The sequence below is a fragment of the Microvirga sp. BSC39 genome, assembly GCF_000739015.1.
GTDB lineage: Bacteria > Pseudomonadota > Alphaproteobacteria > Rhizobiales > Beijerinckiaceae > Microvirga.
Genome location: NZ_JPUG01000077.1, coordinates 55,735 through 81,923, shown reverse-complemented (window position 1 = coordinate 81,923; position 26,189 = coordinate 55,735). Strand labels below are relative to the sequence as shown.

The window sequence follows — 26,189 nt, the reverse complement described above, 5'->3', positions numbered from 1 at the left end:
CTGACTAGAGCGTCATGTCGGTGGCTGAGAGGAAGATCCGCACGAGCTGTTCGCAGCCCTCGCGATCCTCCTCGTCGAAGCGGTTCGGATTGGGGCTGTCGAGATCGAGCACGCCGAGAACGCGGCCATCCTTGATCAGCGGCACGACCAGTTCCGACCGGGAGGCGCTGTCGCAGGCGATGTGGCCCGGAAAGGCATGAACGTCCGGCACCACTATGGATTCCCGGCGCTCCACCGCCGACCCGCAGACCCCACGCCCGACCGCGATGCGCACGCAGGCCGTCTTGCCCTGAAAGGGGCCGAGCACGAGCTCGCCCTCACGCATGAAGTAGAACCCGGCCCAGTTCAGGTCGGGCAGGAACTGGAAGATCAGCGCGGACATGTTGGCCGCATTGGCGATCATGTCCCGCTCGCCTTCCAGAAGGCCGGTGAGCTGCTGAGCAAGCGAGGCGTAAAAGTCCCGCTTGTTGTCGGAGACGGCGATATCTTTGACTTCGAACATGCGGTTTTTCCTAATGAGTTCGAGGGCTTCTTGTCCAGCCCGGCCTATTCGGCCGCCATGTCGGGCCGGTGAGCTCTTCCGAAATCCAGCCCCTGATGGTCGCAGAGGCGGCGATAGAGGCCGCCCTTGCCGTAGAGGCTGTGGTGATCCCCCTCCTCCACGATCCGTCCCTTGTCGAACACCAGGATACGGTCGAGGGCACGCACCGTCGAGAGGCGATGGGCGATCACGATGGAGGTACGCCCCACCATGAGCCGCTCCATGGCCTGCTGGATCAGCACCTCCGATTCCGAGTCGAGGGCCGAGGTGGCCTCGTCGAGGATCAGGATCGGCGCATCGGCGAGGAACGCACGGGCAATGGCCACGCGCTGGCGCTCGCCGCCGGAGAGCTTCACCCCGCGCTCACCCACGAGCGTGGAATAGCCCTTCGGCAGGCTCATGATGAAATCATGCGCATTGGCAAGCCGCGCCGCCCGCTCGATCTCCGCCATGCGGGCTCCGGGCCGCGCATAGGCGATGTTCTCGGCCAGCGTGCGGTGGAACAGGATCGGCTCCTGCTGCACGATGGCGATCTGCGAACGCAAGGACGCCTGCTGAGCCTCGGCGATGTTCTGCCCATCGATGCGGATCTCGCCGCCCGTTACGTCGTAGAGCCGCTGGATCAGCTTGACGAGAGTCGTCTTGCCCGAGCCCGAGGGACCCACGAGGCCCACGCGCTCGCCCGCATGCATCGTCAGCGACAGGTTCCGATAGAGCGGCGTGTCATGGCCGGCATAGTGGAACGTGACCTGGTCGAACGCGACCTCCCCGCGACCGATCCGGATCGGCTTCGCGCCGGGACGATCCGGCACGCCGACGCGCTCCCGATGAATGTCGATCAGCTCTTCCATATCGTTGACCGAGCGGCGCAGGTTGTTGATGTGCATGCCCACATCCCGCAGGTAGCCGTGGATCACGAAATAGGTCGTGAGCACATAGGCGAGGTCGCCCGGCGTGGCGCGGTTGTCCCACCACAGCCAAATGGCCGTGCCGATGATCGCCGCGCGGATGCCGAGCAGCGCGATGAACTGCACCGTACCGCTGTTGGTCCCACGCTGCCAGAGGCGGCTCGTGCGCTTCTGCCACTTGTTCAGCACCCACGTGAGGCGCGCGTCCTCCCGAGTTTCCGCGCCGAAGGCCTTCACAACAGGGTTGCAGCTCAAGGCATCAGCCAGCGTGCCGCCCACGCGCGTATCCCAGGCATTCGCCAGCCGTGCGGCAGGCGCGACATAGCGGGTCGAGAGCAGAGCCGTCATGACGATGTAGGCCAGCGCGCTCACGCCGATGACGAACCCCATGACGGGCCAGCGCAAGCCCAGCACGATCATCGATCCCGCAAGCACCGTCAGTGACGGCAGCAGGGCCAGCAGGAGCGTGTCGTGCATCAGGTCGAGCGCCCACATGCCGCGCGTAATCTTGCGCACGGTGGATCCGGCGAAGGAATTGGCATGCCAGTCGGTCGAGAAGCGCTGCACGCGCGCGAAGGCATCCTGCGCCACGCGGCCCATCACGCGCAGGGTCAGCTCCACGATGCCGTAGAAGGCAAGGTGGCGCATGACGATCATGAGCAGGCCGAGCCCGGTCATGAACGCGAACGCCATGAGAGCCGCATGCAGGGCAGCCTCGCGATCGTCGCCGCCCATGGCGATGGCGTCGACGAGCCGGCCGGCGAAGACCGGCATGAACACATCGGCGAGCGTCGAGACCATCATGGTGACGACGATCAACGCCACGTAACGCGGCTCATTGCGCCAGTGGCGAAACGTGAATCTCAGAACGTCGCGGGTCGCATCCCCGCCCTTCTTCTGCTGGTTCATGGCAACGAACAGGTGACGCTTGGTGCGCACACCTCTCCCGGAATTTCGAGGAGCGACAGCAGGAACGGCGGCTTACCGCGTTCGACGTCGCTCGATGGTCAAGGATATGGAGATCTTGATAAGGTTTGCCGGGCCTTGGAGCCCCGCCTGGTCCAGCCTAGGATTTCGGGCGGGACGCGGGAGGAACGTTCAGCAAGCACACAAAAGCCATGCAGCCCTCCCTCTCTGGAATAAAAACCTGAACGCAAAGTAGTGCAGTTCGTTCAACTTGGCAACCGCACTTTTGTTTCACCGCTTTCTGGAGATTTACACGACTTCGAGCGGCCGATGCGGTTCGGCCGGCAATTCCACCCGGATGGCATCTCCGGGCCGAACCTCCCCGCTCTCGAGCACAATCGCCATGATGCCGGACTTGCGAATTGTATTGCCCTGCTCGTCCTTGCCCAGCACCGCCTTCATGAGACCTTTCTGAAACCGGTCGATCTGGACGCAAGGATTGCGCAGGCCGGTGACCTCAATGACGGCGCTCTCGCCAAGCAACAGGCGCGCGCCGGCCGGCAGGCTCAGAAGGTCGATCCCATGAGTCGTGACGTTCTCGCCCATCTCACCGGCCGCGACGGCAAAGCCTTTGGTCGTAAGCTCGTCGAAAAGCTCCGCATGAATGAGATGAACCTGCCGCAGGTTGGGCTGGGTGGGATCCTTCGCCACCCGCGAGCGGTGCTTGACCGTGGTGCCCAGATGGGCGTCTCCCTCGATGCCAAGACCGGCCAGCAGGTGGATGGAGTCCTGATTGGGCTTGCTGAAGCTGTGACTGGAGCTGCGGCTCACGGCCGTGACGATTGCGTTCATGAATGCCCACTTCCCTGCGCTGCTGCTCCTTGTAGCGTCAGAGAACCGTGAGATCCACCGTCTCGAACCCGCGTTCGGCCAATCGCTGCGCCAATACCGTTCGATGGCAGTTTGCGGGATCGCGTTCGAAGCACAGGAGACAGATCGGCTGGCTCCCAGCCAGCGTCTCCAACTCACGGAAAGCCTCTTGCGCCGGCCCGGTCGCGAGAACCTCGTCACAATAGATCCGGCGCATGAGATCGCCGTCGCCGGCGCGTGCCGCCTGGCGGCCCTCCTTCGGGGTTCCCAGCTTGATGAAATGCTCGTAGCCAATGTCCTGATGGGCCAAGGCATCGCGTAGGGCGGATTTCGAGAACCCGCGCTTGCGGGAGAGCGCAACGGCGCGCACGTCGGCGAGCGTCGCGACCCCTGCATCTTTCAAGGTGGTGAGGAAGCGGTCCACGTCCGCTCCCTCATATCCGATCGTAAAAACCTGCGGCTTCGTCATGCCGCAGATTACATGGACGGCGTCGGCCGTTGCGGCGCCTGCGGCTGCGTGTAGGGCCGCATGGCCTCCGGCGCGCGGAAGTCTCGCGGCACCTCGAAGTCCCGCGCCGCGCCATGGCTCTGCTCGATCCCGCCTGGATATCCCGTGCGATCCGAATAGTCCTGCATCGGCGGCAGGGGGTGCGTGGTCTCGCGGCTCAGGGTCTGGGCGCAGTAGACGTCAAGGGCCGTTACACCGGCCACCGCCGCCATGGCGATGCCGACATTGCCCTTCTTCGGGTTCCTGCCCTCGAGCGCGGTCGCCAATGTCGCCAGATCGAGCCCGTCGCCCGCCACGCGTCCCCAGATCCACGGCGTCGGATCCTTAGAGGCCAGAATGCCGATGCCGGTTGCGATCTCGCGCACACCATAGCCTGCGATCAGACCCTCCTGCCCTTTCATGCCGAGCGCCCGCGCCAGGGCGCGCGGCGCCACGACCTCGGCGATGCCGAGAGCAATGGAGAAGATCCCGAGGCCGCGGGCCAGGGTGTCGGTGGCCGTATCGGCATGGCCACGACGGCGTGTTCTTTCGGTTTCGTAGCGCATGATCTCACCTATCAGGGTTTGAGAACGACCTTGATGCAGCCGTCCTGCTTGTCGCGGAAGATCTTGTACATGTCCGGGCCCTCATCGAGCCCCACCGTGTGGGTGATGACGAAGGACGGGTCGATCTGCCCCTCCTCGATGCGGCGCAGGAGATCGTCGGTCCAGCGGTTCACGTGCGTCTGGCCCGTGCGGATGGTGAGGCCCTTGTTCATGATCGCACCGAACGGGATCTTGTCGAGAAGGCCGCCATAGACGCCGGGCACCGAGAGCGTGCCTGCGGGACGGCAGACATAGGCCATCTCGCGCAGCACATGTGGACGGTCCGTCTCCATCATGGTGGCCTGCTTCACGCGATCGTACATGGCGTCGACCGTGCCCGCCGCATGAGCCTCCATGCCGACGGAGTCGATGCACTTCTCAGGCCCTTTTCCGTTGGTGAGTTCGTTGAGGCGCTCGATGACGCTCTCCTCGTCGAAGTTGATCGTGATCGCACCGCCGGCCCGTGCCATGTCGAGACGCTCGGGAACGCGGTCGATGGCGATGACCTGCTTCGCGCCGAGCAGGATGGCGCTGCGGATCGCCATCTGGCCGACAGGTCCCGCGCCCCAGATCGCCACCGTGTCTGTCGGCTCGATGTCGCATTGTACCGCCGCCTGCCAGCCGGTGGGGAAGATGTCGCTGAGGAAGAGCAGCTGCTCGTCGGACAACGTGCTGGGAACCTTGATGTGCGTGGCATCGGCGAAAGGAACGCGCAGATACTCGGCCTGCCCGCCCGGATAGCCGCCGGTCAGATGCGTGTAGCCGAAGAGTCCCGCCGTGGTGTGTCCGAAGGCCTTGGCGGCGATGTGGCCGTTCCGGTTCGTCCGCTCGCAGACCGAGAAGTTGCCGCGCTTGCACTGGTCGCACTCGCCGCAGATGATGGTGAAGGGGATCACGACGCGATCGCCGACCTTCAGCTTGCCTTTCGCCTCCGGGCCGACCTCGACCACTTCGCCCATGGACTCGTGGCCCATGATGTCGCCCGACTTCATGCCCGGCATGAAATGGTCGTAGAGATGGAGATCCGAGCCGCAGATGGCGCAACTCGTCACCTTGATGATCGCGTCGCGCGGATGCTCGATCTGAGGATCGGGAACCGAATCGCAGCGGATATCGGTGGTGCCATGCCAAACAAGCGCCTTCATCGACGTCTCCCTCACTGTCTGGAAAATGGCCAAGCTCTATCGCTCGACCGCCTTCGTCACAGGAAAGACTTCTTGGAGGGGCTTTGCGTTCCCTGGGGGGCTTGAAAAACTGCCGCCTACCCCGTCGGAGAAACGGGGCGGAGGTGTTCGGGCAAGCTTCGAATCAGGTCGGCGAGCGCCGGTTCCAGCACCTGGTGGGCCGCCTCCTCCACCCCGAACCATTGCGCCTGACGCTGTCCTTTCTCGCGCCACGACTTGAGCTGCTTGGACACCTCGAGCGGATAGACATTGACCTGACAGAGGTCGAAATGCGCGGCCCGGCGCTTCCAGTAATCGTAGGAGCCGAGGGGCTTGTTCTTGATCTCGCCCTTGACGCCCGCCTCTTCCTCCGCCTCCTGCGCGGCCGCCTTGTGGGGCTTCTTGCCCTTCATGGGCCAGCCCTTGGGGATCAGCCAGCGCTTGGTCTCCCGTGACGTAACGAGAAGCACCTCGATCCTTCCGTCCCGGATGCGAAAGGGCAGCGCAGCAACCTGACTGAGTTTATCTTTGGAGATCTGAGGCATTCGACGAGAGTAGGGTTCCTATCGGGTAAAATTGTAACGTAGATGATTTGAGCCGGCTAAGGAAGGACTTGGACGGAAAGATATGAAGACATTGTTGCCTTTCAAGTCACACGATCCTCTCGAAGCTCCATGACGGGCTCATAACAATGAAGGCCCCGCTTTTGATCCAGAAGGACACCCTGCCCCGATGACGACCAACGATCTGGACATGAGATTTGCCGCCGCCTGCGCCATCGCCAGGGAGGCGGGCGTGCTGGCGCGCAAGCGCTTTCTGGAGCGGCCGCGCTCGCAGCGGCCCGACTTCAAGGGGCCTCAGGACTTCCTCACCGCCACGGATGCGGAGGTGGAGGAGCTGATCCGCACCCGCCTGAGTGCACTGTTCCCGGAAGACTCTTTCTTCGGCGAGGAGGGCGGCGGCTCCTTCGAGCGTGACGTGTGGGTCGTGGATCCCATCGACGGCACGGCGAACTTCGCCCGGGGCATCCCGCATTTCGCCATCTCCATCGCATTCGTGCGCGACAGCCGCGTCGAGATCGGCGTGATCTATGACGTGATGCATGCGGAGCTCTATACCGCCCAGCGCGGACGCGGAGCGATCCTCAACGGGGAGCCGATCCGGGTCAGCGGCCTGGCCGACATGAACCAGGCCACCGTAGAGGCGGGCTGGTCGCCGCGCCTGCCGCCCGAGCCCTATATCGCGGCGGTCGACAAGCTGAAGACGGGCGGGGCCAACGTGCGCCGTGCAGGATCGGGAACCCTTGGCTTGGCTTACGTCGCCGATGGGCGGATCGACGCCTATTGCGAGCTCCACATCAATTCCTGGGACGCCCTGGCCGGCCTTCTGATCATCGAGGAGGCGGGCGGCTGGACCAACAACTTCCTAGCCAAGGACGGCCTGAGAAAAGGCAATCCTGTTCTCGCCTGCACGCCGGAACTGGCCCCTGCCCTCATGGCCGCAACCGGTATCTCCAAAGAGCCTTGAGGCAGGCATGTTATTCCAAAGATTCACATTTGAATGATCGGCAAGGCTCTTGACCCGCCGCTGCAATGGGGGGAGCTTAGCCGGCCAATCAAAAATGACAACACGGGAGGATGGAATGAAGCTCAAGAAGACATTTGCTGCGGCAACCATGCTGGCAGGCACCATGACGGCCCTGTCCTTCATGTCCGCCGGAGCGGCCCAGGCGCAAGGCGCGCTGGTCATGTACTGCGCCGTGCAGGAGGAATGGTGCCGCGCCATGACTACCGCATTCGAGCGGGAGACCGGGATCAAAGTTTCCATGACACGCAAGAGCTCCGGCGAGATCTATGCGCAGGTCAAGGCGGAGTCGCAGAACCCCCGCGCCGACATCTGGTGGGGCGGCACGGGAGACCCACACATGCAGGCCGCCGAGGAAGGCCTGACGGAAGAATACAAGTCGCCCAAGATGAGCGAGCTGCAGGATTGGGCCGTACGCCAATGGGAGCAGTCCAAACAGCGCACAGTCGGGATCTATTCAGGCGCCCTCGGCTTCGGCTACAACACCGAGCAGGCCAAGGCGAACAATATCGGCGAACCGAAGTGCTGGGCCGACCTGCTGAAAGCCGAGTTGAAGGATGAGGTGCAGGTCGCCGATCCGAACTCCTCCGGCACAGCCTATACGCTTCTCGCCACCATCATTCAGATCATGGGCGAGGATAAAGGCTTCGAGTACCTCAAGGCGCTGCACAAGAACGTCAACCAGTATACCAAGTCGGGCGCAGCCCCGGCGAAGGCGACAGCTCTGGGTGAGACCACCGTCGGCATCACCTTCATGCACGACATGGTGACGATGGTCGTCGACAAGGCGCCGGTGAAGGTCGTGGCCCCCTGCGAGGGCACAGGCTATGAGATCGGCTCCATGTCGATCATCAAGGGCGCCAAGAACATGGACAGCGCCAAGAAGTTCTACGACTGGGCGCTGACTGCAGACGCGCAGAAGCTCGGTGCCGAGGCCAAGTCCTACCAGGTGCCGTCGAACAAGAACACGCCGATCCCGCCGCAGGCTCCGAAGCTCACCGACGTGAAGCTCATCAACTTCGACTTCGCGAAGTACGGATCTTCCGACGAGCGCAGGCGCCTCCTGTCCAAGTGGGACAACGAGGTGAAGAACCTGCCGAAATAGTCGGCCAGCAGCGCCTTCGGCGGGACGCCTTGCGCCTCGCCGAAGGGGATCCGAACTTGATCGATGGGCCGGCCGGTCTTCGCACCGGCCGCGAGGCAGGAAAATCTTGATGACGCGGGCAACCCTTGGCTGGATCGTTCTGTGCTGGGTCGGATTTGCCCTCCTGCCCTGGTATGGTTTCGACCGTTCCGCCTCTCCCACCATCGCCGATTACTTCGTCAGCGGATCGGCGGTGGCCCATGGATTCCGGGGCGCCTGGTGGCTTCTGCCCATCCTCGTGCCGCTCGGGATGACGCTGGTTCCGGTTATCCGGCCATCGCTCCGACAGAAGGGCACTTGGCTCCTCGCGTCCGGGCTTCTCGGCCTCGCCCTCATCGTTCTTCAGGGCTTCTCCATCGGTCTGAACGGCTGGACGATGGACGCCCTGAAGGTCTTCGGAGAGCCTGGCCCCCGCCAGGCCGGCATGGGCTATGGCGCCGCGCTCGCCTCGGCGGCGCTCCTGATCGTTCTCTGCCATGGCCTCGCGGCGCGCGGCTGGTGCCGCGGCGATGCCTTCATCACCTCCTCCATCGGAGCCGTGGTCGCGCTCATCCTCGTCTTCGTGTTCTTCCCGGTCTCCACGATCCTGGCGAGCGCATTCGCCGACAACAGCGGCAACTTCGCGCCGTCAGAGTTCATCTCCAAGTTCATGGACAAGTCGATCTGGGGTCTCGACTGCGTGACGAGCGACCTGCGCTGCGGCGTGGCGTGGAACACCCTGTTCCTCGGGCTGCTCGTCGCCTTCGGCACCACGGCCCTGGGCCTTGCCTTCGCGCTCATCGCGACCCGCACGGAGTTCCGCTACAAGAAGCTCCTGCGCGTGATGAGCGTCCTGCCGATCATCACCCCGCCTTTCGTGATCGGCCTCGCCCTGATCCTCCTCTTCGGCCGTTCGGGCGCCCTGTCGAACCTTCTCTGGGAGTGGTTCGGCGTCCCGCGCTCGCGCTGGATCTACGGCCTTCCCGGCGTATTGATCGCGCAGCTCCTGGCCTTCACGCCCATCGCTTTCCTCGTTCTCATCGGGGTGGTGCAGGGCATCAGCCCCACGCTGGAGGAAGCCTCTCAGACCCTGCGCGCCAAAAGCTGGACGACGTTCTGGACCGTGACGCTGCCGCTCATGCGCCCCGGCCTCGCCAATGCATTTCTTCTCGGGTTCGTCGAGAGTCTGGCCGACTTCGGCAATCCCCTGGTGCTCGCCGGCAATTACGAGGTGCTCTCCACCAAGATCTTCTTCGCGGTTGTCGGCGCGCAACAGGATCAGGGCCGCGCAGCGGTGCTCTCCATCATCCTGCTCGCCTTCACGCTCGGGGCTTTCTGGATGCAGCACGCTTGGCTCGGCAAGAAGGTCTACACCACTGTGACGGGCAAGGGCGATTCAGGCATTCCGCTACCGCTGCCGCGGCGGGTCGCACTCGCCTCCTATTTCACGGCCATCCCATGGGCGATCTTCACGGTTGCCGTGTACGCAATCATCGTCGTGGGGGCTTTCGTGCGCTCCATGGGCCGCGACTACACGCCGACCTTCGAGCACTTCCTCACCGCCTTCCGGGTCGAGCGTGCCGATTGGGGCCTCTACTTCTCGGGCTCGGCCTGGAACTCGTTCTTCGCCACCGTGAAGGTGGCGGCTCTTTCCGCGCCGCTCACCGCCGCCATCGGCCTGCTCACGGCTTATCTCCTCACGCGCCAGCGCTTCTCCGGGCAACGCTCCTTCGAGTTCGGCACGCTGCTGAGCTTCGCCATTCCAGGCACCGTCGTGGGCGTATCCTACATCCTAGCCTTCAACGTTCCGCCGATCGAGATCACCGGCACCGGCTTCATCCTCGTCATGTGCTTCGTGTTCCGCAACATGCCCGTGGGCGTACGCTCCGGCATCGCCACCTTGAGCCAGATCGACAAGAGCCTCGACGAGGCCTCTCTTACCTTAGGGGCCCGCTCGGCCACCACGATGCGCCGCGTGGTGCTGCCGCTGCTGCGCCCGGCGATTGTCGCCTCGCTGGTCTATTCCTTCGTGCGCGCCATGACGGCCGTGAGCGCCGTGATCTTCCTCGTCACCGCCGAGTACAACATGGCGACGACCTACATTGTCGGCCGCGTCGAGGCAGGCGAGTTCGGCCTTGCCATTGCTTATTCCACCGCGCTCATCATCGTCATGCTGCTTGCCATCGTGGCGATCCAGCTCATCGTCGGCGAGCGGCGCCTCGGGCGCCGCAGCGCGAGCGCCGCCCCCTCCCCCGTTGCCGTGCAGGCGGTTCCATGAACACGATGTCCTCCGTCCATTCCATCTCCAACGCCGCGTCCAAGAAGCAGGCCTCTTCCGTAGAATTCCGCAACGTGACGAAGCGCTATGGCAACGTCACGGCCGTGGACAGCGTGTCCTTTACCATCGAGCCCGGCCAGCTCGTCACCCTTCTCGGCCCCTCTGGCTGCGGAAAGACAACCACCCTGCGCATGATCGCAGGACTTGAGATGGCGAGCGAAGGCCAGATCCTGATCAGCGACCGGGACGTGACGAACCTGTCCGCCGCCGACCGGGATGTGAGCATGGTGTTCCAGTCCTATGCGCTCTTCCCGCACATGTCGGTCCTGGAAAACGTGGCCTATGGGCCTAGCGTGCAAGGCGTCCCCAAGAAGGATGCCTACGCGATGGCCATGGAGAAGCTCGAGCTGATCGGCCTGAAAGGTCTCGAGAAGCGCGCGCCGTCCGAGCTTTCCGGCGGGCAGCAGCAGCGTGTGGCGGTGGCTCGAGCGCTCGTGCTGGAGCCGCAGGTCCTGCTGTTCGACGAGCCCTTGTCCAACCTCGACGCCAAGCTGCGCCGCCGCGTGCGCGAGGACATCCGCGAGCTCCAGCAGAACCTCAACCTCACCGTAGCCTACGTGACGCACGACCAGGAGGAGGCGCTTGCGGTCTCCGACCACATCATCGTCATGTCGAACGCCCGCATTGCCCAGACGGGCACGCCGCACGAGCTCTACGAGGAACCGGCCAACCTGTTCGTCGCCGACTTCATCGGCGATGCGAACATCATCACCGGAGACCTCGCCAGCATCACTGGACCGACCGCGCAGGTGAGGATCGGCGGCCTCAACCTTCAGCTTCCCCATCGCGGCGCAAGCCAGGGACCTGTGAAGCTGGCCGCTCGGCCCGACGCAATTTTTCTCGACGAGACGGTGCAGGCCGGAACACTGGCCGGCACGGTGCGCAAGACGTCCTATCTCGGCACGCAGGTGGAATACGACGTGGAGAGCCCGATCGGGAACCTGTTCGTCGTCCAGTACGGACGCAAGGAGGCGATTGCCCCCGGCACTCCGGTTGCGATCTCCTTCGCAACCCAGCGCGGCGTCGCCATCATTCCGGATGCCTAGGGCACTCAGACAGCCCCTTCGTCCGGAATGTTGAGGATCGTCCCGCAGGCTTTGCAGTGAACCGCATCCCTGTCATGGCGCTGCAAGGCGCAGACGGGACACGGATAACGCACCTTGTTGGGCCTCAGCAGAACCTGCACGAGACGCAAGAAGAGCGTCACGCCGAAGATCATGATCAGCACGGAGATCAGGTGTCCCAGGGTTCCCGTCAGGGTGATGTCGCCAAAGCCGGTGGTGGTGAGCGCCGCCATCGTGAAATAGAGCGCATCCACGTAGTTGTTGATCTTTTCATTGGCCCGGTGCTGCGTCTCGTAGACGAAGCCCGTCATGACGAAGATGAAGACGCCGAGGTTGACGGACGCGATGATCAGCTCCTCGTTCCGGCGAAAGAAGATGCTGTCGGCGCGCAGGCGCACGAGAAGCTGATAGGTCCTGAGAAGCCGCACCGTCCGCAGGATGCGCACGAACCCGATCCCCTCACCGACGATAGGGGCCAGGAAGGACACGATGGCAGCCACGTCCGCCAGGGTCGTCGGGTGCAGGAGGCCCCTCCAGGGACGCGGGCTGATCGCCAACCGTGACGAAAAATCGGCCAGCACGATCAGCCCGATGATGACGTCGACGATCTGGACAAGGGCAGATTGCGGCAGGAAGGAGGAGACGACGATGAAGATGACAGTCGTGATGTCGAAGACGAGCAGGGCATAGCGGAAACGGTGGGCCTCCTGGCTGTCGCCCTCGTAAAGCGTCCTGAGCCTATCCCTCAGGTGCATCGGAATGCCTCGTTTTTGGGCGGAGAAGACCTGAAATCATGGGTGGAGCGGCACTCGGAACAGTTTATCGACTTCGGAAATAACTATAGAGCAGGGTTACATTTCCAACGGGGTGCCTTTTTACGCGAGGGGGGTTATTCCCTCGCCTGCTCCTAAGACGTTTGAGAGACGACGCGATGCTGAAAGCCCTGATTTTCGATATGGACGGCACCCTGGTACATAGCGATCCAACCCACCTGGAAGCCTTTGCGCAAACCCTCGGCCCGCAGGGCATTGTGATCGACGAGGATCTGTATCGCACCTCGATCATCGGCCATACGAACGAGTCGATCTTTGCCGCACTCCTGCCTCACCTGCCGGTCGAGGAGCATGAGATCTATGCAGAGCGCAAGGAGGCTGCCTTCCGCCGCCTGGCACTCGAGCTCGAGCCTCATGAGGGGCTGCTCGATGTGTTGGACTGGGCAGATGCCCGCGGCATCAGGCTTGCCCTGGTCACCAATGCCCCGTTGCTGAACGCGACCCATATCCTCGACATTCTCGGCATTACCGACCGGTTCGAGGTCAAGATCACCATCGATCAGGTCGAGCGCGGCAAGCCCGACCCCTTGCCCTACCTCACGGCGATCGAGCGGCTTGGCATTCGGCCGGAGGAGGCCATCGCGTTCGAGGATTCCCCTTCGGGCATGAGGGCGGCCAAGGCGGCGGGGCTGTTCTCCTTTGGGGTCCTGACGGGCTTGAGCGCCGCTGAACTCACCAAGGTCGGGGCCGACAGGACGATTGCGACCTTCCGCGACGATGCTCTCTGGGAGGTTCTGGAGCGCAGGCTCGCTGCTTAAGCTGCGGCAGGCGGGTTGCCCTCAAGCCCGTCACCGTCTCCCGCATCAAAACGCCGCCGAGAGGCGAGAATCTCGTCCCGGTGCTGGATCGCCCAATCGCCCAAGCCCCGTACAGTCTTGAGCAGGGAGCAACCCAGACCTGTGAGCTGGTAATCCACCCGGGGCGGAATGGTCGGATAGACGGTGCGCGTGACGAGCCCGTCGCGCTCCAGCCCACGCAGCGTCAGGGTCAGCATCCTCTGGGAAATTCCGGTCACGGCTCGGCGTAACTCGTTGAACCTCTTGGGACCTTCGCCCATCTGGACCACCACCTGGACGCTCCACTTGTCGCCGACCCGGGACAGGATCTCCGTCACTGTCCGGCAATCGGTGGGCACATGGATGTGACTGGGTGACATGAAAGTGCCTCCTTGCGAAAGCCTGCAGAAGTTACTTAATGAGCCTCGGTAACAAAAGGGAACTTAAGTGCTCCCGCCTCCGAATGCAAATGAAGGACGTCCCATGAAGCCCAAGCTTCACATCATCATCGCCAGCACGCGCCCCGGTCGGGTCGGACCGAGCATCGCCCAGTGGTTCAGCGAATACACGGCCGAGCACGGCAAGTTCGAGCCTGTGCTGGTAGACCTGGCGGAGTTCAACCTGCCGCTCTTCGACGAGCCCGAGCACCCGATGAAGCAGAACTACCACCACGCCCATACCAAGGCATGGGCCGAGAGCGTGTCCGCAGCCGATGCCTTCGTGTTCGTGACGCCCGAGTACAACTATGCTCCGCCGCCGGCCCTGGTGAACGCCCTGAACTACCTTTCGCGCGAATGGAACTATGCGCCCGCCGGCTTCGTGAGCTATGGCGGCATCTCCGGCGGCCTGCGCTCGGTCCAGGTGGCAAAGCAGATCGTCACCACCCTGAAGATGATGCCGATCCCGGAAGGCGTCCCGATGCCGATGGTGTTCCAGAACCTGGACGAGAACGGCAAGCTCAGGCCCCAGGACATCTACAGGACCTCGGCCGCGACGATGCTCGACGAACTCTTGCGCTGGACGGAGGCCCTCAGGTCGTTGCGTGCGGAGCGCAAGACCACGATGAAGGCTGCTGCCTAAGGCACCAGGCTCGATCAAAGCAAAGGCACCGCTGATAGCCTCAGCGGTGCCTTTCGTTTGCCCAGAGGGCTCAGGGGCACCAAGCCCATGAAACTTGAAAACGACGATCCCGCAGGTCAGGATGCATCCGGCATCATGAAGAGAACCACATGACACCGGACGATGTTCGCCGTCTTGCCCTGGCTCTGCCGGAAGCCCGCGAGAGCACTCACATGAGCCGCCCGGATTTTCGCGTGCGGAGTAAAATCTTTGCTACGCTCCATCCGGACGAGCAGCGCGCTGTCGTGAAACTCACCTCCGAGGATCAGAGGATCCGTGTCGATGCGGAGCCTCTCGTCTTCGCTCCCGTATCGGGCAAATGGGGGCTTCAGGGCTGGACGAGCATCGAATTGGCGCACACCGACGAGATGACGTTGAAAAGCGCCCTTCTCGCCGCCTGGAATGCTGTGGCACCCAGAAGCCTTGTCACACGGGCGGCTGGCACTACGCCAACCGCCTCGATAGATCGAGATCCGGTTTAGACCCGCCCGGCCAGCGCATCCTCGAAGAGCTTGCGGGCGCTCTCCTTGGTGATCGGCACCGGATTGCCTCCAGCCGTAGGATCGTTGGGCGCCATCTCGGACATCTCCTCGAAGCGGGCGTTGTCGACCTTTAGGCCCTCCAGCGTGTGCGGTACGCCGAGATCCTTGCGCAGCTGCAGCACCCAATCGAGGAAGGCCTGGAACGAAGGCTCAAGGCCGATATAGGCGGCGAGCCGTTCGATCCGCTCTTCGATGGCCTTGCGGTTGTAGACCAGCACGTAGGGCATGAAGACCGCGTTGGTCAGGCCGTGATGCGTGTCGTAGAGCGCACCGGTGGGATGCGACAGCGCATGGATGGCGCCGAGCCCCTTCTGGAATGCCGTGGCGCCCATGGCGGCCGCCGACATCAGCTGCGCGCGGGCTTCGATGTCCTTGCCGTCCTTGTAGGCGCGCGGCAGGTATTCCTTCACGAGGCGGATGCCCTCGACCGCAATGCCGTCGGCAAGAGGGTGATAGCCTGGCGCACAATAGGCCTCAACGCAATGGGCCAGCGCATCGAGACCCGTGCCGGCCGTGATGTGAGGCGGCATGCCCACCGTCAGTTCCGGATCGCAGATCACGATCTTCGGCATCATCAGCGGATGGAAGATCACCTTCTTGGTGTGCGTCGCCTCCTGCGTGATCACGCCGGCGCGGCCCACTTCCGAGCCCGTTCCCGCCGTCGTGGGCACGGCTATGATCGGCTGAATGCCGTTCGGGTCCGCACGGGTCCACCAGTCGCCGACATCCTCGAAGTCCCACATGGGGCGGGTCTGGCCGGCCATGAAGGCGATGACCTTGCCGGCATCGAGCGCCGAGCCGCCTCCGAAGGCAACGACGCCGTCATGCTGGCCGGCCTTCAAGGCCTCCAAACCCTTGTACACGTTCGTCTCGACCGGGTTCGGCTTGATGTCGGAGAAGATCGCCGCCTTGAGGCCGGCGGAGATCAGCTGATCGAGCGCCGCCTTCGTCATGGGTTGAGTGGCAAGGAACGGATCCGTCACGATGAGCGGCGCCTGCATGCCCACCGACTTGCAGGCCTCGGCCAATTCGGCAATGCGGCCTGCGCCGAAGCGGATCGCGGTGGGATAGCTCCAGTTGGAACGGGGAGACATGGTCATGATGCTTTCAATCAGATCTGGCGGAGGTGGTAGGATTTCGGACGGGTGAGCGACTCGTAGGCCAGCCGCGACAGGCTTGCGCCGCGGCCCGTATCCTTCACGCCCGTCCAGGCGAGCGCGGGATCGAGGTAGTCGCAGCGGTTCATGAACACGGTGCCGGTCTCGAGCCTGTCGCCGATGGCTTCCGCCGCATCGACGTCGGAGGTCCAGATGGCGGCCGAGAGGCCGTAGGGCGAATCGTTCATGAGACGGATCGCCTCCTCGTCGCCCGACACCTTCATGATGCCGACGGTGGGGCCGAAGCTCTCCTCGCGCATGACGCTCATGGAATGATCGACGTTCGTCAGCACCTGCGGCGCCAGATAGGCGGTATCGCCAGTATCCGCGGCAAAGCGCTTCGTGTCGATATGCGCCCTCGCGCCCTTCGCCACCGCTTCCGCGTTCTGCCCGCGCACGAGATCGGCGAAGCGCTTGTGCGCCATGGGCCCGAGCGTTGTCGCCTCATCGAGCGGGTTGCCGAGCACGTACTTGTTCACGAGATCGACCGCGCCCTCGACGAAGCGGTCGTAGTGCTTCTCGTGAACGTAGATGCGCTCGATGCCGCAGCAGCACTGCCCCGAGTTGAAGAAGGCGCCGTCCACCAGGTTCTCGATGGCATGGTCGAGGTTGGCGTCCTGGCGCACATAGGACGGGTCCTTGCCGCCGAGCTCGAGGCCGAGAGAGGTGAAGGATCCTGCCGCCGCGCGTTCGATGGAGCGACCGCCGGAGACGGAGCCGGTGAAGTTGCAGTGATCGACGAGACCATTGCTCAAGATGCGGCTCGTCTGGTCGTGGCTGAGATGCAGGTTCTGGAACAGCCCCTCCGGCATGCCGGCGCGATCCATCGCCATCTGGAAGCGCTCACCCGCCAGCACCGTCTGCGAAGCGTGCTTCAACAGCACCGCATTGCCAGCCATGAGCGCCGGCACGATGGTGTTGATGGCCGTGAGATACGGGTAGTTCCACGGGGCGATCACGAGCACGAGGCCCACGGGCTCGCGCTTGATCATGCGGCGGAATCCCGCCTTCTCGTCGTCGGCCGGGATGGGCTGCAGGCTCTTCTCGGCAATGCCGATCATGTAGCGCGCCCGCTCCTCGACGCCGCGGAACTCGCCGCCATAGCGCACGGGCCGGCCCATCTGCTGGGCGATCTCCGGCACCACCTCCTGGTTCATGGCGAGCAGCGCGTCGAGGAAGGCTGAGACCTTGCTGGCGCGCTCCGCGATGGTGGTGTTGCGCCAAGCCTTTTGCGCCTCGCGGGCCGACGTGATCGCCGCATCGATGGCGGCCTCGGACATGATGGGACGGCGGACGAGCTCGCGCCCGTCGATGGGGGAAATGCAGACGATATCGGTATCGGCCATGATGTGATGCCTGAAAGACCATGATCCAGAGACCATGGTCCTCTCCTGTGATTGAGTCTCGAAAAGGCTTTTAGATGATCTCGAAGTAACGGGCGAGCTGCCAATCGGTGATAGCCTTGCGCGCCTCGCGCTCCTCCCATTCGCGGGTTGCGGCGTAATGCTCCACGAAGGTGTCGCCGAAGAGCTGGCGCGCGGCCTGGGAGCCCTTGAGACGCTCGGCGGCCTCGCCGAGGGAGCGCGGCAGGGCCCGCTCCTTCGGGTGCTCGACCGCATAGGCATTGCCCTGGATCGGCTCGCCCGGATCGATCCGGTTCTCGATGCCCCATAGGCCCGAGCCGATGGCGGCCGCAAGCGCGATGTAGGGGTTGATATCGGCGGCCGCGACCCGGTACTCGACCCGCTGCGACTTCTCGGAGCCCGGAATGACGCGCAAAGCCGTGGTGCGGTTCTCCACGCCCCAGGCGGAGTCGGTGGGGGCCCAGAAGCCGGGGATCAGCCGCGTGTAGCTGTTCACCGTGCAGGCCACCATGGCGAGGATCTCGGGCATCAGCTGCTGCTGACCGCCCACGAACCAGCGCATGGTGTCCGACATGTTGTGCTTGGCCTGGGCATCGTAGAACGCACCCTTGCCGGTCTTGATATCCCGCAGGGACGCATGGAGGTGGCCGGACTGGCCGGGCCAGTCGCGGGACCACTTGGCCATGAAGGTCGCCATCCAGCCGCGGTGCTGGGCCAGGATCTTGGTATAGGTCTTGAACAGAGCCGCCTTGTCGGCCGCGTTCAGTGCATCGTCGACGCGGATCGCGGCCTCAAGCACGCCGGGGCCGGTTTCCGTGTGCAGGCCCTCGATCTCGAAGTCCATCGTCTTCGCCAGATCGAGAAGCTCATGGTAGAAATCCGCGTGCACGCCGGAGCGCAGCACCGAATAGCCGAAGAAGCCGGGCGTGATGTTCTTGAGGTTCCGGTAGCTCTTCTCGCGAACGGAATGCGGGGTTTCCTCGAACAGGAAGAACTCGAACTCGGCCGCGGCTGAGACCGCAAAGCCCATGTCCTCGGCTTTCTTGAGGACCCGTCGCAGCACGCCGCGCGGACAGGCCGCCTCCGCGTAGCCTTCGAACTCCGCCAGGAAGAACGGCAGGTCGTTCTCGAAGGGAATAAGGCGCATGGATTCCGGGATCACCCGTGCCGTCGCATCGGGATAGGCCGTATGCCAGCCGGTGAGCGTGGTGTTGTCATAGAGCTGATCGTTGGAGTCCCAGCCCAGCACCACGTCGCAGAAGCCGAAGCCCTTCTCGAGGGCGGACTCGAACTTGTCGCGAGCCATGTACTTGCCGCGCATGATGCCGTCCACGTCCGTGAGGCCGATCTTCACGAAGGGCAGATCGCGGCTGCGCACGTATTCCAGCGCATCGGCGGCATTCTTGATCTTGGGAGCGTCCATACGAAAAACCTTGACCGCGAGAGGAGAAAGGGAGCGCGCATGGGGCGCGCTCCCGAAGGATCAATAGGACTTGTATTCGCTCTCGCCTTTGGTGAGCGCGAACTCCTCCTCCGGAGAGAGGATGAGCTTATGCCGTCCGATAAGCAGGAAGTAGGCCATCATCACCGCGTAATAGACGGCAACACCGATGACCGCGGTCCGGAAGACCGAGTCGGTGAGCTGGAAGTAGAGCGTCACTGCCGCGATCACCATGCAGATCACCGCGCCCGCAATGCCGAACGGGCTCCTGTAGGGACGGTGCAGGTTCGGGAACTTCTTCTTGAGCACCACATAGGACATGCCCTGCATGAAGTAGGCCAGCATCGCGCCCGCCACCGCCATGTTGAGCAAGGTGCCGCCGATGACGGTCGCACCGGCCTCGGCGCCGGCCGAAAACCAGATGATCAGCATCACAAGGAGGCCCAGCACCGCGCCTGCGATCAGGGCCACATGCGGCGTCTTGCGTTCGCCATGCGTGACCGACAGGAAGCTCGGGAAGTAGCCTGCCCGCGACAGGGAGTAGATCTGCCGGCCGAAGGCGAAGATGATGGTGTGGAACGACGCGATGAGCCCGATCACGGCGATGGCCGCGAGGACCTTCGCGATGTCCGTGCCGAACAGGGTGCGGAACCCGTCGAGCAGCGGCTCACCCGACTTGCCCAGACCCACCGCACCCGGCGCGATGCCTGTGTTCAGGAAGAGCACGAGGAACGCGGAAGCGATCAGCGTCAGGATGCCGGCGATGATGCCCTTGGGCATGTCGCGCTGCGGATCGTGGGACTCCTCGGCTGCCAGCGGCAGTTGCTCGATGGCGAGGAAAAGCCAGACCGCGAAGGGCAACGAGGCCAGGATGCTGCTGACGCCCAAGGGCAGGAAAGGTCCGTTCCCGCTTGGAAGCTCTGCGCCGTCGGGCCCGATGTTCAGTGCCCAGCGCGAGAAGTCGAACTGGCCGGAGAACAGGACGGACAGGTAAAAGGCCGCAAGCACGGCAAGGGCCGCCACCGTGACGCTCACCGTGACCCTGAACGACAGCTCGACGCCGATGATGTTGAGGCCGACGAACAAGGCGTAGCACAGCACCCAGTACACAGGCTGGAAGGCCGGCGCCGTCTCGAAGATCGCCGAGAGATAGGAGCTGATGAAGAACACGATCACGGCCGGGGTCAGCACGAACTCGATGTTCTCCGCGATGCCCGTGATGTAGCCCGCCCACGGCCCCATGGACGTGCGGGCGAAGGAATAGGCACCGCCCGTATGCGGCAGGGCCGGCGACATCTCGGCAAGCGAGAAGGTGAGGCCCAGATACATGATAGCGATGATGATGGTGGCGAAGAACATCGCCCCGAATCCGTTGGCGAGGCCGAGGTTCCAGCCCGAATAGTGCCCCGAGATCACCGCGCCGACACCCAGCGCCCAGAGCGACCAGACGCGTGCGTGGCGCTTGAGACGCCGGGCTTCGAAGTAGTTTTGATCCACCGTAGTGTAGGTGACGCCGGCAGAGTTCTGCACACCGGCCGGTGGGGCGTGAACCCCGGGATTCCCTTGTCCGACTGACATTGTTTCTTCCTCCAAGAAGTGTCTGCATTCGGGCCACGGCACGTCCTGCGCCATGCCCGTCATCAGAGCGTCCGTGCCCCCTCCCTCAAAAGCGGCGCCAGACGGTTGGCCCACGACGCCTGTCCGTCTTGTGTGCGGATCAGGTCGTTGCGGATTTCGATCATCAGCGGAGGCAGCCCACGCTTCTCGGCGTGGCGCTCCAGGGTGTGGAACACCCGGTCTGCTGGCGAATAGGGTTCGTTCATGCCGACGGTGAGCGCCGGATCCTGCTTCAGGCCTGCCTCCACAGAGCGGGCGTAGCGCTCATCGCGATTGAAGATGAGGCCGATCTGCCAGGGCCTCGGCACGTCCCGGTACACGGGCGTGAAGGAATGGATCGACACGACCGCGCCGAGCTGGCCTGCCGCATGGCGTGCATCGGCAAAGGCATCGACCGCATCATGAAATGCATCGTAGACCTCGCGCACGCGGATTGCCCGGTCCTCCGCGTCGAGGTCGAGGTTGCCCGGGATCGTGGTGCGCTCGCTCAGGGTCCAGATCGAATCCGGCGCGGACGGCTCGCGGTTGAGATCGAGCACGAGGCGCGAGACGGTCGCATGGATCAGCGGCGCATCGAGGAGCCGCGAGAGTTCCCGCGCCACGCCGAGCGCGCCGGGGTCCCAGGCGATATGGCTTTCGAGTGCGTCGGGCTCGAGCCCCAGGGTGCCGTAGCGGGCCGGCAGATGGTTGGAGGCATGTTCGCAGATGAGCAGGATGGGCGAGCGCCCTTGCGGGTTCTCGATCGCGGCAACCGGCTGCCCTGCCGTTGCGGCAGAGACGTGATCGGCTGGCACCCGGCTCGCCTGCGTCATGCGGTTCTCCGTCAACCTGCCCTAAGGCAGGGTTGTCCCCGGTTGAACGCTTGATACGTTTCTTATGGAATTCCCAGGTTCTGAAATTTCTGATACAGCTTTTGAGAGGCGTCAAGGAGGGGCTGTGAATCAATCCGGTATGCGTGGCGACCGCCACCTCCCTCCCACAGACCCGCCGAGCCTCGCCGAGCGCATCCGGCTCGACATGGAATCCTTTACGCCCAGCGAGAAGCGCGCCGCCCACCTGCTCCTGAGCCACTATCCCTTCGCCGGACTCGACACCGTTGCGGAATTTGCCTCGCGGGCCGGCATTTCGGCGCCATCGGTTCTGCGCTTCGTCACCCGGCTGGGATTCGGCGGCTTCCCGGATTTTCAGAAGCACCTGCGGGAGGAGCTGGAAGCGCAGCTGCTCTCGCCGCTGGCCAAGGCCAGTCCCTCCGACAAGGGCCAGGGCGCTCCAGCGCTCGCTTCCTTTGCCGAGGCCGTGATCGGCAATTTGAAGGCGACGGTGGAGAACATCGCGCCGGCCGAGTTCGAGGCGGTCGTGGCGCTTCTCTCCGATCAGCGACGACACATCCATTTCACCGGCGGGCGATTCACGGGCGCGCTTGCGCGCTACGCCGAGAGCCATTTCCGCATCGTGCGCAGCCATGTGGACTTCATCGAGGGCCAGCCTGCCCTGTGGCGCGACCGGATGATCGAGATCGGACGCAAGGACGTGATCGTCGCCTTCGACATCCGCCGCTACCAGGAGGATGTCACGGCGCTCTGCGAAACGGCCGCGAAGCAGGGAGCCACGGTGGTCCTGCTCACCGACCCGTGGCTCTCCCCCATCGCCCGCGTGGCGCGGCACGTGCTGCCCGCTCACATCGTCGCCCCGTCGAACTGGGATTCCTCGGCAGGCCTTCTGCTGCTGACCGAGGCTCTCGTGGCGACCGTGACCAAGCGCCTGTGGGAGACCGCAAAGCCCCGCATGGAGACGGTGGAGCGCCTGCGCAACGAGCGATCCTGAGCCTATTCCGCAGCCGCCGTCTTGTCCCGCTGCAGCCAGCCGATCAGGAACGGCAGCACGAGGCCGATGCCCAGGAATCGAACGAGATGGTGGATGCCCACATAGAGCGGGTCCAACCCGAGAATGAGCGCGAGGACCGTCATAGCCTCAAGGCCGCCAGGCGCGAAGGCCACGAGACCATTGGCGAAGCTGACGCCCGCAAGCCAAGCGGCCACGCCTGCAAAGAGTGCAGCCACGATCATGCCCACGGTGAAGGAGCCGAGCGCCGCGATGAAGGCGCGCTTCAGGGTCGAGCGCTGGACGTTGCGGAAGCGCTCGGCGATGAAGAGGCCGATCAGCACGAGACCGCCGGTCGCGATGACGGGAGGAATGACGCCGGTGACCCATGCGGTGCCATGGCTCACCGAACTCATGACGGTTGCGCCGAGCAGGATCGGGGCGGCAACCCTCAACTGCTTGAACACAGCGCCAAGGGCCAATCCGCCGAGGAGGATCAGAGCCATGCCGCCCGGGCTCTCGACAGGCAAGCCTTCGCCGATCAGCGCGCCCGTGTTGCCACCATCGCCTGTGAGCACGACGAGGCTCGGCAGCAGGGCGATCAGCACGAACAGACGAAAGTTCTGCACGATGGCGATGGAGGCGACCTCAGCCTTGCGCTCGGCTGCCACGGCGAGAACGGTGGACAGCGCACCCGGCACGGAGGCCAGCACCGCATCGGCCCTGCGCCAGCCCGACATGCGCACGAGCCACGCGGTCGAGGCCGCCGAGATCGCCACCACGCCGATCACCAGAAGAATGAGGCTGCCGGGATAGCGGCCCATGGCGGCAATGGCTTCCGGCGTCACCGCCGCGCCCATGGCGGCGCCCGAGATCAGCATGGCTGCATCGGCGAGCGCACGCGGCATGGTCACGGCCCATCCGGTGAGCCCCCACAGGGTGGCCGCGATGGCCGCACCGGACAGCCAAGCCGCCGGAACGCCGAGCCAGTGGAAGACGAGGCCGCCGAGGGCAGCGATCAGGATCTGGACGAGATGGGCGAGAAAGGGACGCATCACGGTATTGCTCAATGGACGCCCTTTCCCCGCCGGTCAAATGCGCGTGGCGCGCACAAGCCATGCGGCGGGGGCTGCGCGGCCGCAGACCGGTGCCCTGAAGTCGAGGCGCGGACGCTTAGGCGACGAGCCGCGGCAGGGCTTCGCTGATGCGGCGGACTGCCTCTTCCACGTCATCGGGCTTGCGCAGGTAGCACAGGCGCAGGTACCCCTCGCCCGCCTCGCCGAAGGCGGAGCCCGGGGCCAAACCTACATTGGCTTCATCGATGAGGCGGAAGGCAATCTCCTTGGAGTTCCTGGCGCCCTTGATCTTCAGGAAGGCGTAGAAGGCACCGCTCGGTGGCGGCAGTTCCACAAGACCCGTTTCGGCAAGCCGCCCGACGATGTCGCGGCCTTGGCGGGCCCGGACGATCTGATCGGCCAGGAAGCTTTCGCCCTGCTCGATGGCAGCGACGCCCGCGCGCTGGATAAAAGTCGGGGTTCCGGAGGTCTGATACTGGATCAGGTTCTCGATCACCTGCCCGAGAGCAGGCGGGGCCTCCAACCAACCGAGCCGCCAGCCGGTCATGGCCCAGTTCTTGGAGAAGGTCTGGACGAAGATGATCTTGTCGTCCGGCTCCATCACATCGCGGAACGAAGGCGTGCGCCCATCGATGGTGAGGGACGGATCGTGGATGAAGCGGCTGTAGATCTCGTCCGCCACGATCCAGAGCCCGTGTCGGCGGGCCAGATCGAGGGCTGCGCGAAGATCGGCGTGGCTTGCCACCCAGCCCGTCGGGTTCGACGGGGAGTTGATGACGAGCACGCGGGTGCGCGGCGTGATCGCCTTCTCAAGACGCTCGAAATCCAGGTGCCATCCCTTGTCGTTGATGGTCATCGGCACCGGCACGGGACGCGCGCCGGCGATGGTGATGGCGCCTGCGAAGTTCGGCCAGGCAGGCGTGGGGATCAGCACCTCGTCGCCGTTGCCTGCGAGCATGCGGAAGGCAAGCTGCATGGCCGGCATGCCGCCGGAGGTCACGAAGAAGCGCTCGGGATCGAAAGTCTTGCGGTAGACCTGCTCGTGATAGCGGGCGATGGCCTGGCGCAGTTCGGGAATGCCGCGCTGATAGGTGTAGAAGGTCTCGCCCTTCGCGAGCGACTGGGCCGCCGCCTCGCAGATGAAGGACGGCGTCGGCAGATCGCCCTCGCCCACCCAGAGCGGAATGATGCCGGGCTTCAGCCGGCCATAGCTGAACACGTCGACGATGCCGCTGGTCGGCGCCTGCTCCGCTTCGGGGCGCAGGTTGAGAACGGACGGAATCGACACGGACGCATTCATGGGGAATTTCCTTGGAAGCCGGCGAACAGGGATGGCCCGTTCGGCCCCTCAAGGCAAGCGTTGAATGCGTCGCATGACAAAAGGCGAAGAATCCGATCGAAACCAGTGATGAGTTACACGGCTCGGCCGGATTTCATCAGGTCGCGGATTTCCGTCAGCAGCTTCACGTCGGCCGGGATTTCCGCAGGCTTGTCGGCGGTACCGGTCTTAGCGTCCTCCGTGCGGCGCAGGCGGTTCATGCCCTTGACCAGCAGGAACAGGATCCACGCGATGATGACGAAGTTGATGGCCACCGTGATGAAGTTGCCCCAGGCCAGCACCGCGCCCTGGTTCTTGGCCTCGGTGAGCGCCGTGGCCGTGACGCTGCCTGAGAGCGGCGTGAAATAGTTCGAGAAATCGAGACCGCCCGTGATGGCCCCGACGATGGGCATGAAGATGTCGCCCACCAGCGAGTCCACGATCTTGCTGAACGCCGCTCCGATGATGATGCCGATGGCCAGATCGACCACGTTGCCGCGAAGCGCAAACTGCCTGAACTCGTTCCACATGGCCGGACCTCCTGCTTGGCTGCCAAGCTTAAGCTGTCCGGCCATGAAGTTTCGTCAAGCGGCGCGGCTGGCGAGCAGGTTCTGCAGGTCGAGTCGCCGCGTCACCATCTGGAGTTCGCCATTGGGCGTTCTCGGCCATTGGTCCTGAGGCCGGTCCACGTAGAGCTCGATGCCGTTGCCGTCGGGGTCGCTCAGGTAGAGCGCCTCGCTCACCCCGTGGTCGCTCGCCCCCTGCAGCGGAATGCCGGCTTCAGCGAGCCGGTAGAGCGCGTCGGCCAAGGCCGCCCGTGTGGGATAAAGGATCGCCACATGATAGAGCCCCGTGGTGCCGGGAGGCGGCGGGGAGCCGCCCTGGCTCTCCCATGTGTTGAGGCCGATGTGATGGTGATAGCCCCCGGCCGACACGAAGGCCGCCTGGGCGCCGTAGCGCTGCATCAGCTCGAAACCGAGTACGCCGCAATAGAAGGCGAGCGAGCGCTCGAGATCCGCCACTTTCAGGTGGACATGGCCGATCCTGACGCCGGGGTCGATGGGCCGAGGGTTCGTCATCGCCTTCTCCTTCAGGCGGAACGGGTGGACAACGCGGGAGCAGCCTTGACCGATCCGCCCTGAAGGGCAAACGCGCCATTGCCGAGCAGAGCCTGAGCCGCGAGGGCCGCGATCCAGAAGGCGAGGAATTCCCAGCCGCCGTTCGGGTTGCTGAAGAAGAAGCCGGCTTTGCCATGAACGAGAACGATGGCGCCGAGGAGGATGGGGATCAGGGCCAAGGACACCCAGCGGGTGAAGAGACCAAGGATCAGGGCAAGGCCACCGACCGCTTCCGCCGCGATGGTAAGATAAGCGAGAGCCGGGGGCAGGCCGAGGCTGCCGAAGAACTGGGCAGCGCCGGCAGGCGTGAACACGAAGAACTTCAGACCGGCATGAGCCAGGAACAGAATGCCCAGGGTGATGCGCAGGATCAGGGCGGCGTAAGGAGCGGTGCGGGTGTCAATCATCGAGGATCTCC

General features: G+C 64.1%; 27 protein-coding genes. 8 read left to right on the top strand and 19 right to left on the bottom strand.

What is annotated here, in order from left to right; translation table 11 throughout:
* Window positions 1-4: 4 nt before the first annotated feature.
* The 7 genes from MA07_RS22635 to MA07_RS22605 all read right to left on the bottom strand — a co-directional run bounded on the left by MA07_RS22635 (window position 5) and on the right by MA07_RS22605 (window position 6,025).
* Window positions 5-502: a GAF domain-containing protein gene (locus MA07_RS22635; protein ID WP_036357268.1), complete on the bottom strand. Its 498-nt coding sequence runs from the start codon at window positions 500-502 to the stop codon at window positions 5-7.
* A gap of 44 nt (window positions 503-546) precedes the next feature.
* Window positions 547-2,358 (bottom strand): ABC transporter ATP-binding protein, encoded by a 1,812-nt coding sequence (locus tag MA07_RS22630; protein WP_036357880.1) that lies wholly within the window; start codon window positions 2,356-2,358, stop codon window positions 547-549.
* A 306-nt stretch (window positions 2,359-2,664) separates the two neighbouring features.
* Window positions 2,665-3,207: an MOSC domain-containing protein gene (locus tag MA07_RS22625; protein ID WP_036357265.1), complete on the bottom strand. Its 543-nt coding sequence runs from the start codon at window positions 3,205-3,207 to the stop codon at window positions 2,665-2,667.
* A gap of 37 nt (window positions 3,208-3,244) precedes the next feature.
* Window positions 3,245-3,694 carry a DUF488 domain-containing protein gene (locus MA07_RS22620; RefSeq protein ID WP_036357263.1) on the bottom strand — a complete coding sequence of 150 codons (450 nt, stop codon included), beginning with the start codon at window positions 3,692-3,694 and terminating at the stop codon, window positions 3,245-3,247.
* A gap of 8 nt (window positions 3,695-3,702) precedes the next feature.
* Complete coding sequence (locus MA07_RS22615) at window positions 3,703-4,278, bottom strand: hypothetical protein (RefSeq protein ID WP_036357258.1); 576 nt, start codon at window positions 4,276-4,278, stop codon at window positions 3,703-3,705.
* A gap of 11 nt (window positions 4,279-4,289) precedes the next feature.
* A complete protein-coding gene (locus MA07_RS22610; RefSeq protein WP_036357256.1) occupies window positions 4,290-5,462 on the bottom strand; it encodes a zinc-dependent alcohol dehydrogenase in 1,173 nt (390 codons plus the stop codon).
* Window positions 5,463-5,578: 116 nt separating this feature from the next.
* Window positions 5,579-6,025 (bottom strand): NUDIX hydrolase, encoded by a 447-nt coding sequence (locus tag MA07_RS22605; RefSeq protein WP_036357253.1) that lies wholly within the window; start codon window positions 6,023-6,025, stop codon window positions 5,579-5,581.
* Between the two features lie 187 nt (window positions 6,026-6,212).
* Between MA07_RS22605 and MA07_RS22600 the strand changes: the two genes are divergently transcribed.
* From MA07_RS22600 to MA07_RS22585, 4 genes are all read left to right on the top strand, one after another.
* The gene (locus tag MA07_RS22600; protein WP_052003441.1) at window positions 6,213-7,007 is read left to right on the top strand and encodes an inositol monophosphatase family protein; all 795 of its coding nucleotides are present in this window, start codon (window positions 6,213-6,215) and stop codon (window positions 7,005-7,007) included.
* A gap of 115 nt (window positions 7,008-7,122) precedes the next feature.
* Window positions 7,123-8,169: an ABC transporter substrate-binding protein gene (locus tag MA07_RS22595; protein ID WP_036357250.1), complete on the top strand. Its 1,047-nt coding sequence runs from the start codon at window positions 7,123-7,125 to the stop codon at window positions 8,167-8,169.
* Between the two features lie 109 nt (window positions 8,170-8,278).
* Window positions 8,279-10,465, top strand: a complete 2,187-nt coding sequence (locus tag MA07_RS22590) for an iron ABC transporter permease (protein ID WP_036357248.1) — start codon at window positions 8,279-8,281, stop codon at window positions 10,463-10,465.
* Window positions 10,462-11,571, top strand: a complete 1,110-nt coding sequence (locus MA07_RS22585; RefSeq protein ID WP_244445336.1) for an ABC transporter ATP-binding protein — start codon at window positions 10,462-10,464, stop codon at window positions 11,569-11,571. Before MA07_RS22590 ends, MA07_RS22585 begins: the two co-directional genes overlap by 4 nt.
* 5 nt (window positions 11,572-11,576) lie before the next feature.
* On the opposite strand, the gene MA07_RS22580 is transcribed toward MA07_RS22585, so the two are convergent.
* Window positions 11,577-12,344 (bottom strand): potassium channel family protein, encoded by a 768-nt coding sequence (locus MA07_RS22580; protein ID WP_036357246.1) that lies wholly within the window; start codon window positions 12,342-12,344, stop codon window positions 11,577-11,579.
* A 176-nt stretch (window positions 12,345-12,520) separates the two neighbouring features.
* On the opposite strand from MA07_RS22580, the gene MA07_RS22575 reads away from it, so the two are divergent.
* Window positions 12,521-13,180 (top strand): HAD family phosphatase, encoded by a 660-nt coding sequence (locus tag MA07_RS22575; RefSeq protein WP_036357244.1) that lies wholly within the window; start codon window positions 12,521-12,523, stop codon window positions 13,178-13,180.
* Here the strand turns inward: MA07_RS22575 and MA07_RS22570 are convergent.
* Window positions 13,177-13,578, bottom strand: coding sequence for a helix-turn-helix domain-containing protein (locus MA07_RS22570; protein ID WP_036357242.1), 402 nt, complete (start codon window positions 13,576-13,578; stop codon window positions 13,177-13,179). The two genes, MA07_RS22575 and MA07_RS22570, sit on opposite strands and share 4 nt — an antisense overlap.
* Window positions 13,579-13,681: 103 nt before the next feature.
* Here MA07_RS22570 and MA07_RS22565 point away from each other — a divergent pair, with 103 nt between their 5' ends.
* Together MA07_RS22565 and MA07_RS22560 are read left to right on the top strand one after the other, a co-directional pair.
* A complete protein-coding gene (locus MA07_RS22565; protein WP_036357239.1) occupies window positions 13,682-14,278 on the top strand; it encodes an NADPH-dependent FMN reductase in 597 nt (198 codons plus the stop codon).
* A 149-nt stretch (window positions 14,279-14,427) separates the two neighbouring features.
* Window positions 14,428-14,799 (top strand): MmcQ/YjbR family DNA-binding protein, encoded by a 372-nt coding sequence (locus MA07_RS22560; RefSeq protein WP_052003440.1) that lies wholly within the window; start codon window positions 14,428-14,430, stop codon window positions 14,797-14,799.
* Here MA07_RS22560 and MA07_RS22555 read toward each other — a convergent pair.
* The 5 genes from MA07_RS22555 to MA07_RS22535 form a co-directional block, all read right to left on the bottom strand.
* A complete protein-coding gene (locus tag MA07_RS22555; RefSeq protein ID WP_036357236.1) occupies window positions 14,796-15,959 on the bottom strand; it encodes an iron-containing alcohol dehydrogenase in 1,164 nt (387 codons plus the stop codon). The genes MA07_RS22560 and MA07_RS22555 overlap by 4 nt on opposite strands.
* 11 nt (window positions 15,960-15,970) lie before the next feature.
* Window positions 15,971-17,362, bottom strand: coding sequence for an aldehyde dehydrogenase family protein (locus tag MA07_RS22550; protein WP_036357866.1), 1,392 nt, complete (start codon window positions 17,360-17,362; stop codon window positions 15,971-15,973).
* A gap of 70 nt (window positions 17,363-17,432) precedes the next feature.
* Window positions 17,433-18,803, bottom strand: a complete 1,371-nt coding sequence (locus tag MA07_RS22545; protein ID WP_036357233.1) for a glutamine synthetase — start codon at window positions 18,801-18,803, stop codon at window positions 17,433-17,435.
* A 60-nt stretch (window positions 18,804-18,863) separates the two neighbouring features.
* On the bottom strand, window positions 18,864-20,399 hold the full coding sequence (locus tag MA07_RS22540) for an amino acid permease (RefSeq protein ID WP_052003439.1): 1,536 nt from the start codon (window positions 20,397-20,399) through the stop codon (window positions 18,864-18,866).
* 62 nt (window positions 20,400-20,461) lie between these two features.
* Window positions 20,462-21,250 (bottom strand): N-formylglutamate amidohydrolase, encoded by a 789-nt coding sequence (locus MA07_RS22535; RefSeq protein WP_052003438.1) that lies wholly within the window; start codon window positions 21,248-21,250, stop codon window positions 20,462-20,464.
* A 124-nt stretch (window positions 21,251-21,374) separates the two neighbouring features.
* Between MA07_RS22535 and MA07_RS22530 the strand changes: the two genes are divergently transcribed.
* Window positions 21,375-22,262: a MurR/RpiR family transcriptional regulator gene (locus tag MA07_RS22530; protein WP_244445335.1), complete on the top strand. Its 888-nt coding sequence runs from the start codon at window positions 21,375-21,377 to the stop codon at window positions 22,260-22,262.
* Between the two features lie 2 nt (window positions 22,263-22,264).
* Here the strand turns inward: MA07_RS22530 and MA07_RS22525 are convergent, their stop codons facing one another.
* The 5 genes from MA07_RS22525 to MA07_RS22505 form a co-directional block, all read right to left on the bottom strand.
* The gene (locus tag MA07_RS22525) at window positions 22,265-23,314 is read right to left on the bottom strand and encodes an AbrB family transcriptional regulator (protein WP_036357227.1); all 1,050 of its coding nucleotides are present in this window, start codon (window positions 23,312-23,314) and stop codon (window positions 22,265-22,267) included.
* A 118-nt stretch (window positions 23,315-23,432) separates the two neighbouring features.
* The gene (locus tag MA07_RS22520; protein WP_052003437.1) at window positions 23,433-24,635 is read right to left on the bottom strand and encodes a pyridoxal phosphate-dependent aminotransferase; all 1,203 of its coding nucleotides are present in this window, start codon (window positions 24,633-24,635) and stop codon (window positions 23,433-23,435) included.
* Between the two features lie 113 nt (window positions 24,636-24,748).
* Window positions 24,749-25,183 (bottom strand): large conductance mechanosensitive channel protein MscL, encoded by a 435-nt coding sequence (gene mscL, locus MA07_RS22515; RefSeq protein WP_036357223.1) that lies wholly within the window; start codon window positions 25,181-25,183, stop codon window positions 24,749-24,751.
* A 54-nt stretch (window positions 25,184-25,237) separates the two neighbouring features.
* A complete protein-coding gene (locus MA07_RS22510) occupies window positions 25,238-25,732 on the bottom strand; it encodes a VOC family protein (protein WP_036357219.1) in 495 nt (164 codons plus the stop codon).
* Between the two features lie 11 nt (window positions 25,733-25,743).
* Window positions 25,744-26,178, bottom strand: a complete 435-nt coding sequence (locus MA07_RS22505) for a DoxX family protein (RefSeq protein WP_036357215.1) — start codon at window positions 26,176-26,178, stop codon at window positions 25,744-25,746.
* Between the last annotated feature and the right edge of the window lie 11 nt (window positions 26,179-26,189).

Excerpts from the sequence above, each read along its gene's own strand:
- MA07_RS22635 (WP_036357268.1), bottom strand. The coding sequence starts at position 502 with ATGTTCGAAGTCAAAGATATCGCCGTCTCCGACAACAAGCGGGACTTT.
- MA07_RS22630 (WP_036357880.1), bottom strand. The coding sequence starts at position 2,358 with ATGAACCAGCAGAAGAAGGGCGGGGATGCGACCCGCGACGTTCTGAGA.
- MA07_RS22625 (WP_036357265.1), bottom strand. The coding sequence starts at position 3,207 with ATGAACGCAATCGTCACGGCCGTGAGCCGCAGCTCCAGTCACAGCTTC.
- MA07_RS22620 (WP_036357263.1), bottom strand. The coding sequence starts at position 3,694 with ATGACGAAGCCGCAGGTTTTTACGATCGGATATGAGGGAGCGGACGTG.
- MA07_RS22615 (WP_036357258.1), bottom strand. The coding sequence starts at position 4,278 with ATGCGCTACGAAACCGAAAGAACACGCCGTCGTGGCCATGCCGATACG.
- MA07_RS22610 (WP_036357256.1), bottom strand. The coding sequence starts at position 5,462 with ATGAAGGCGCTTGTTTGGCATGGCACCACCGATATCCGCTGCGATTCG.
- MA07_RS22605 (WP_036357253.1), bottom strand. The coding sequence starts at position 6,025 with ATGCCTCAGATCTCCAAAGATAAACTCAGTCAGGTTGCTGCGCTGCCC.
- MA07_RS22600 (WP_052003441.1), top strand. The coding sequence starts at position 6,213 with ATGACGACCAACGATCTGGACATGAGATTTGCCGCCGCCTGCGCCATC.
- MA07_RS22595 (WP_036357250.1), top strand. The coding sequence starts at position 7,123 with ATGAAGCTCAAGAAGACATTTGCTGCGGCAACCATGCTGGCAGGCACC.
- MA07_RS22590 (WP_036357248.1), top strand. The coding sequence starts at position 8,279 with ATGACGCGGGCAACCCTTGGCTGGATCGTTCTGTGCTGGGTCGGATTT.
- MA07_RS22585 (WP_244445336.1), top strand. The coding sequence starts at position 10,462 with ATGAACACGATGTCCTCCGTCCATTCCATCTCCAACGCCGCGTCCAAG.
- MA07_RS22580 (WP_036357246.1), bottom strand. The coding sequence starts at position 12,344 with ATGCACCTGAGGGATAGGCTCAGGACGCTTTACGAGGGCGACAGCCAG.
- MA07_RS22575 (WP_036357244.1), top strand. The coding sequence starts at position 12,521 with ATGCTGAAAGCCCTGATTTTCGATATGGACGGCACCCTGGTACATAGC.
- MA07_RS22570 (WP_036357242.1), bottom strand. The coding sequence starts at position 13,578 with ATGTCACCCAGTCACATCCATGTGCCCACCGATTGCCGGACAGTGACG.
- MA07_RS22565 (WP_036357239.1), top strand. The coding sequence starts at position 13,682 with ATGAAGCCCAAGCTTCACATCATCATCGCCAGCACGCGCCCCGGTCGG.
- MA07_RS22560 (WP_052003440.1), top strand. The coding sequence starts at position 14,428 with ATGACACCGGACGATGTTCGCCGTCTTGCCCTGGCTCTGCCGGAAGCC.
- MA07_RS22555 (WP_036357236.1), bottom strand. The coding sequence starts at position 15,959 with ATGACCATGTCTCCCCGTTCCAACTGGAGCTATCCCACCGCGATCCGC.
- MA07_RS22550 (WP_036357866.1), bottom strand. The coding sequence starts at position 17,362 with ATGGCCGATACCGATATCGTCTGCATTTCCCCCATCGACGGGCGCGAG.
- MA07_RS22545 (WP_036357233.1), bottom strand. The coding sequence starts at position 18,803 with ATGGACGCTCCCAAGATCAAGAATGCCGCCGATGCGCTGGAATACGTG.
- MA07_RS22540 (WP_052003439.1), bottom strand. The coding sequence starts at position 20,399 with ATGTCAGTCGGACAAGGGAATCCCGGGGTTCACGCCCCACCGGCCGGT.
- MA07_RS22535 (WP_052003438.1), bottom strand. The coding sequence starts at position 21,250 with ATGACGCAGGCGAGCCGGGTGCCAGCCGATCACGTCTCTGCCGCAACG.
- MA07_RS22525 (WP_036357227.1), bottom strand. The coding sequence starts at position 23,314 with ATGCGTCCCTTTCTCGCCCATCTCGTCCAGATCCTGATCGCTGCCCTC.
- MA07_RS22520 (WP_052003437.1), bottom strand. The coding sequence starts at position 24,635 with ATGAATGCGTCCGTGTCGATTCCGTCCGTTCTCAACCTGCGCCCCGAA.
- mscL (WP_036357223.1), bottom strand. The coding sequence starts at position 25,183 with ATGTGGAACGAGTTCAGGCAGTTTGCGCTTCGCGGCAACGTGGTCGAT.
- MA07_RS22510 (WP_036357219.1), bottom strand. The coding sequence starts at position 25,732 with ATGACGAACCCTCGGCCCATCGACCCCGGCGTCAGGATCGGCCATGTC.
- MA07_RS22505 (WP_036357215.1), bottom strand. The coding sequence starts at position 26,178 with ATGATTGACACCCGCACCGCTCCTTACGCCGCCCTGATCCTGCGCATC.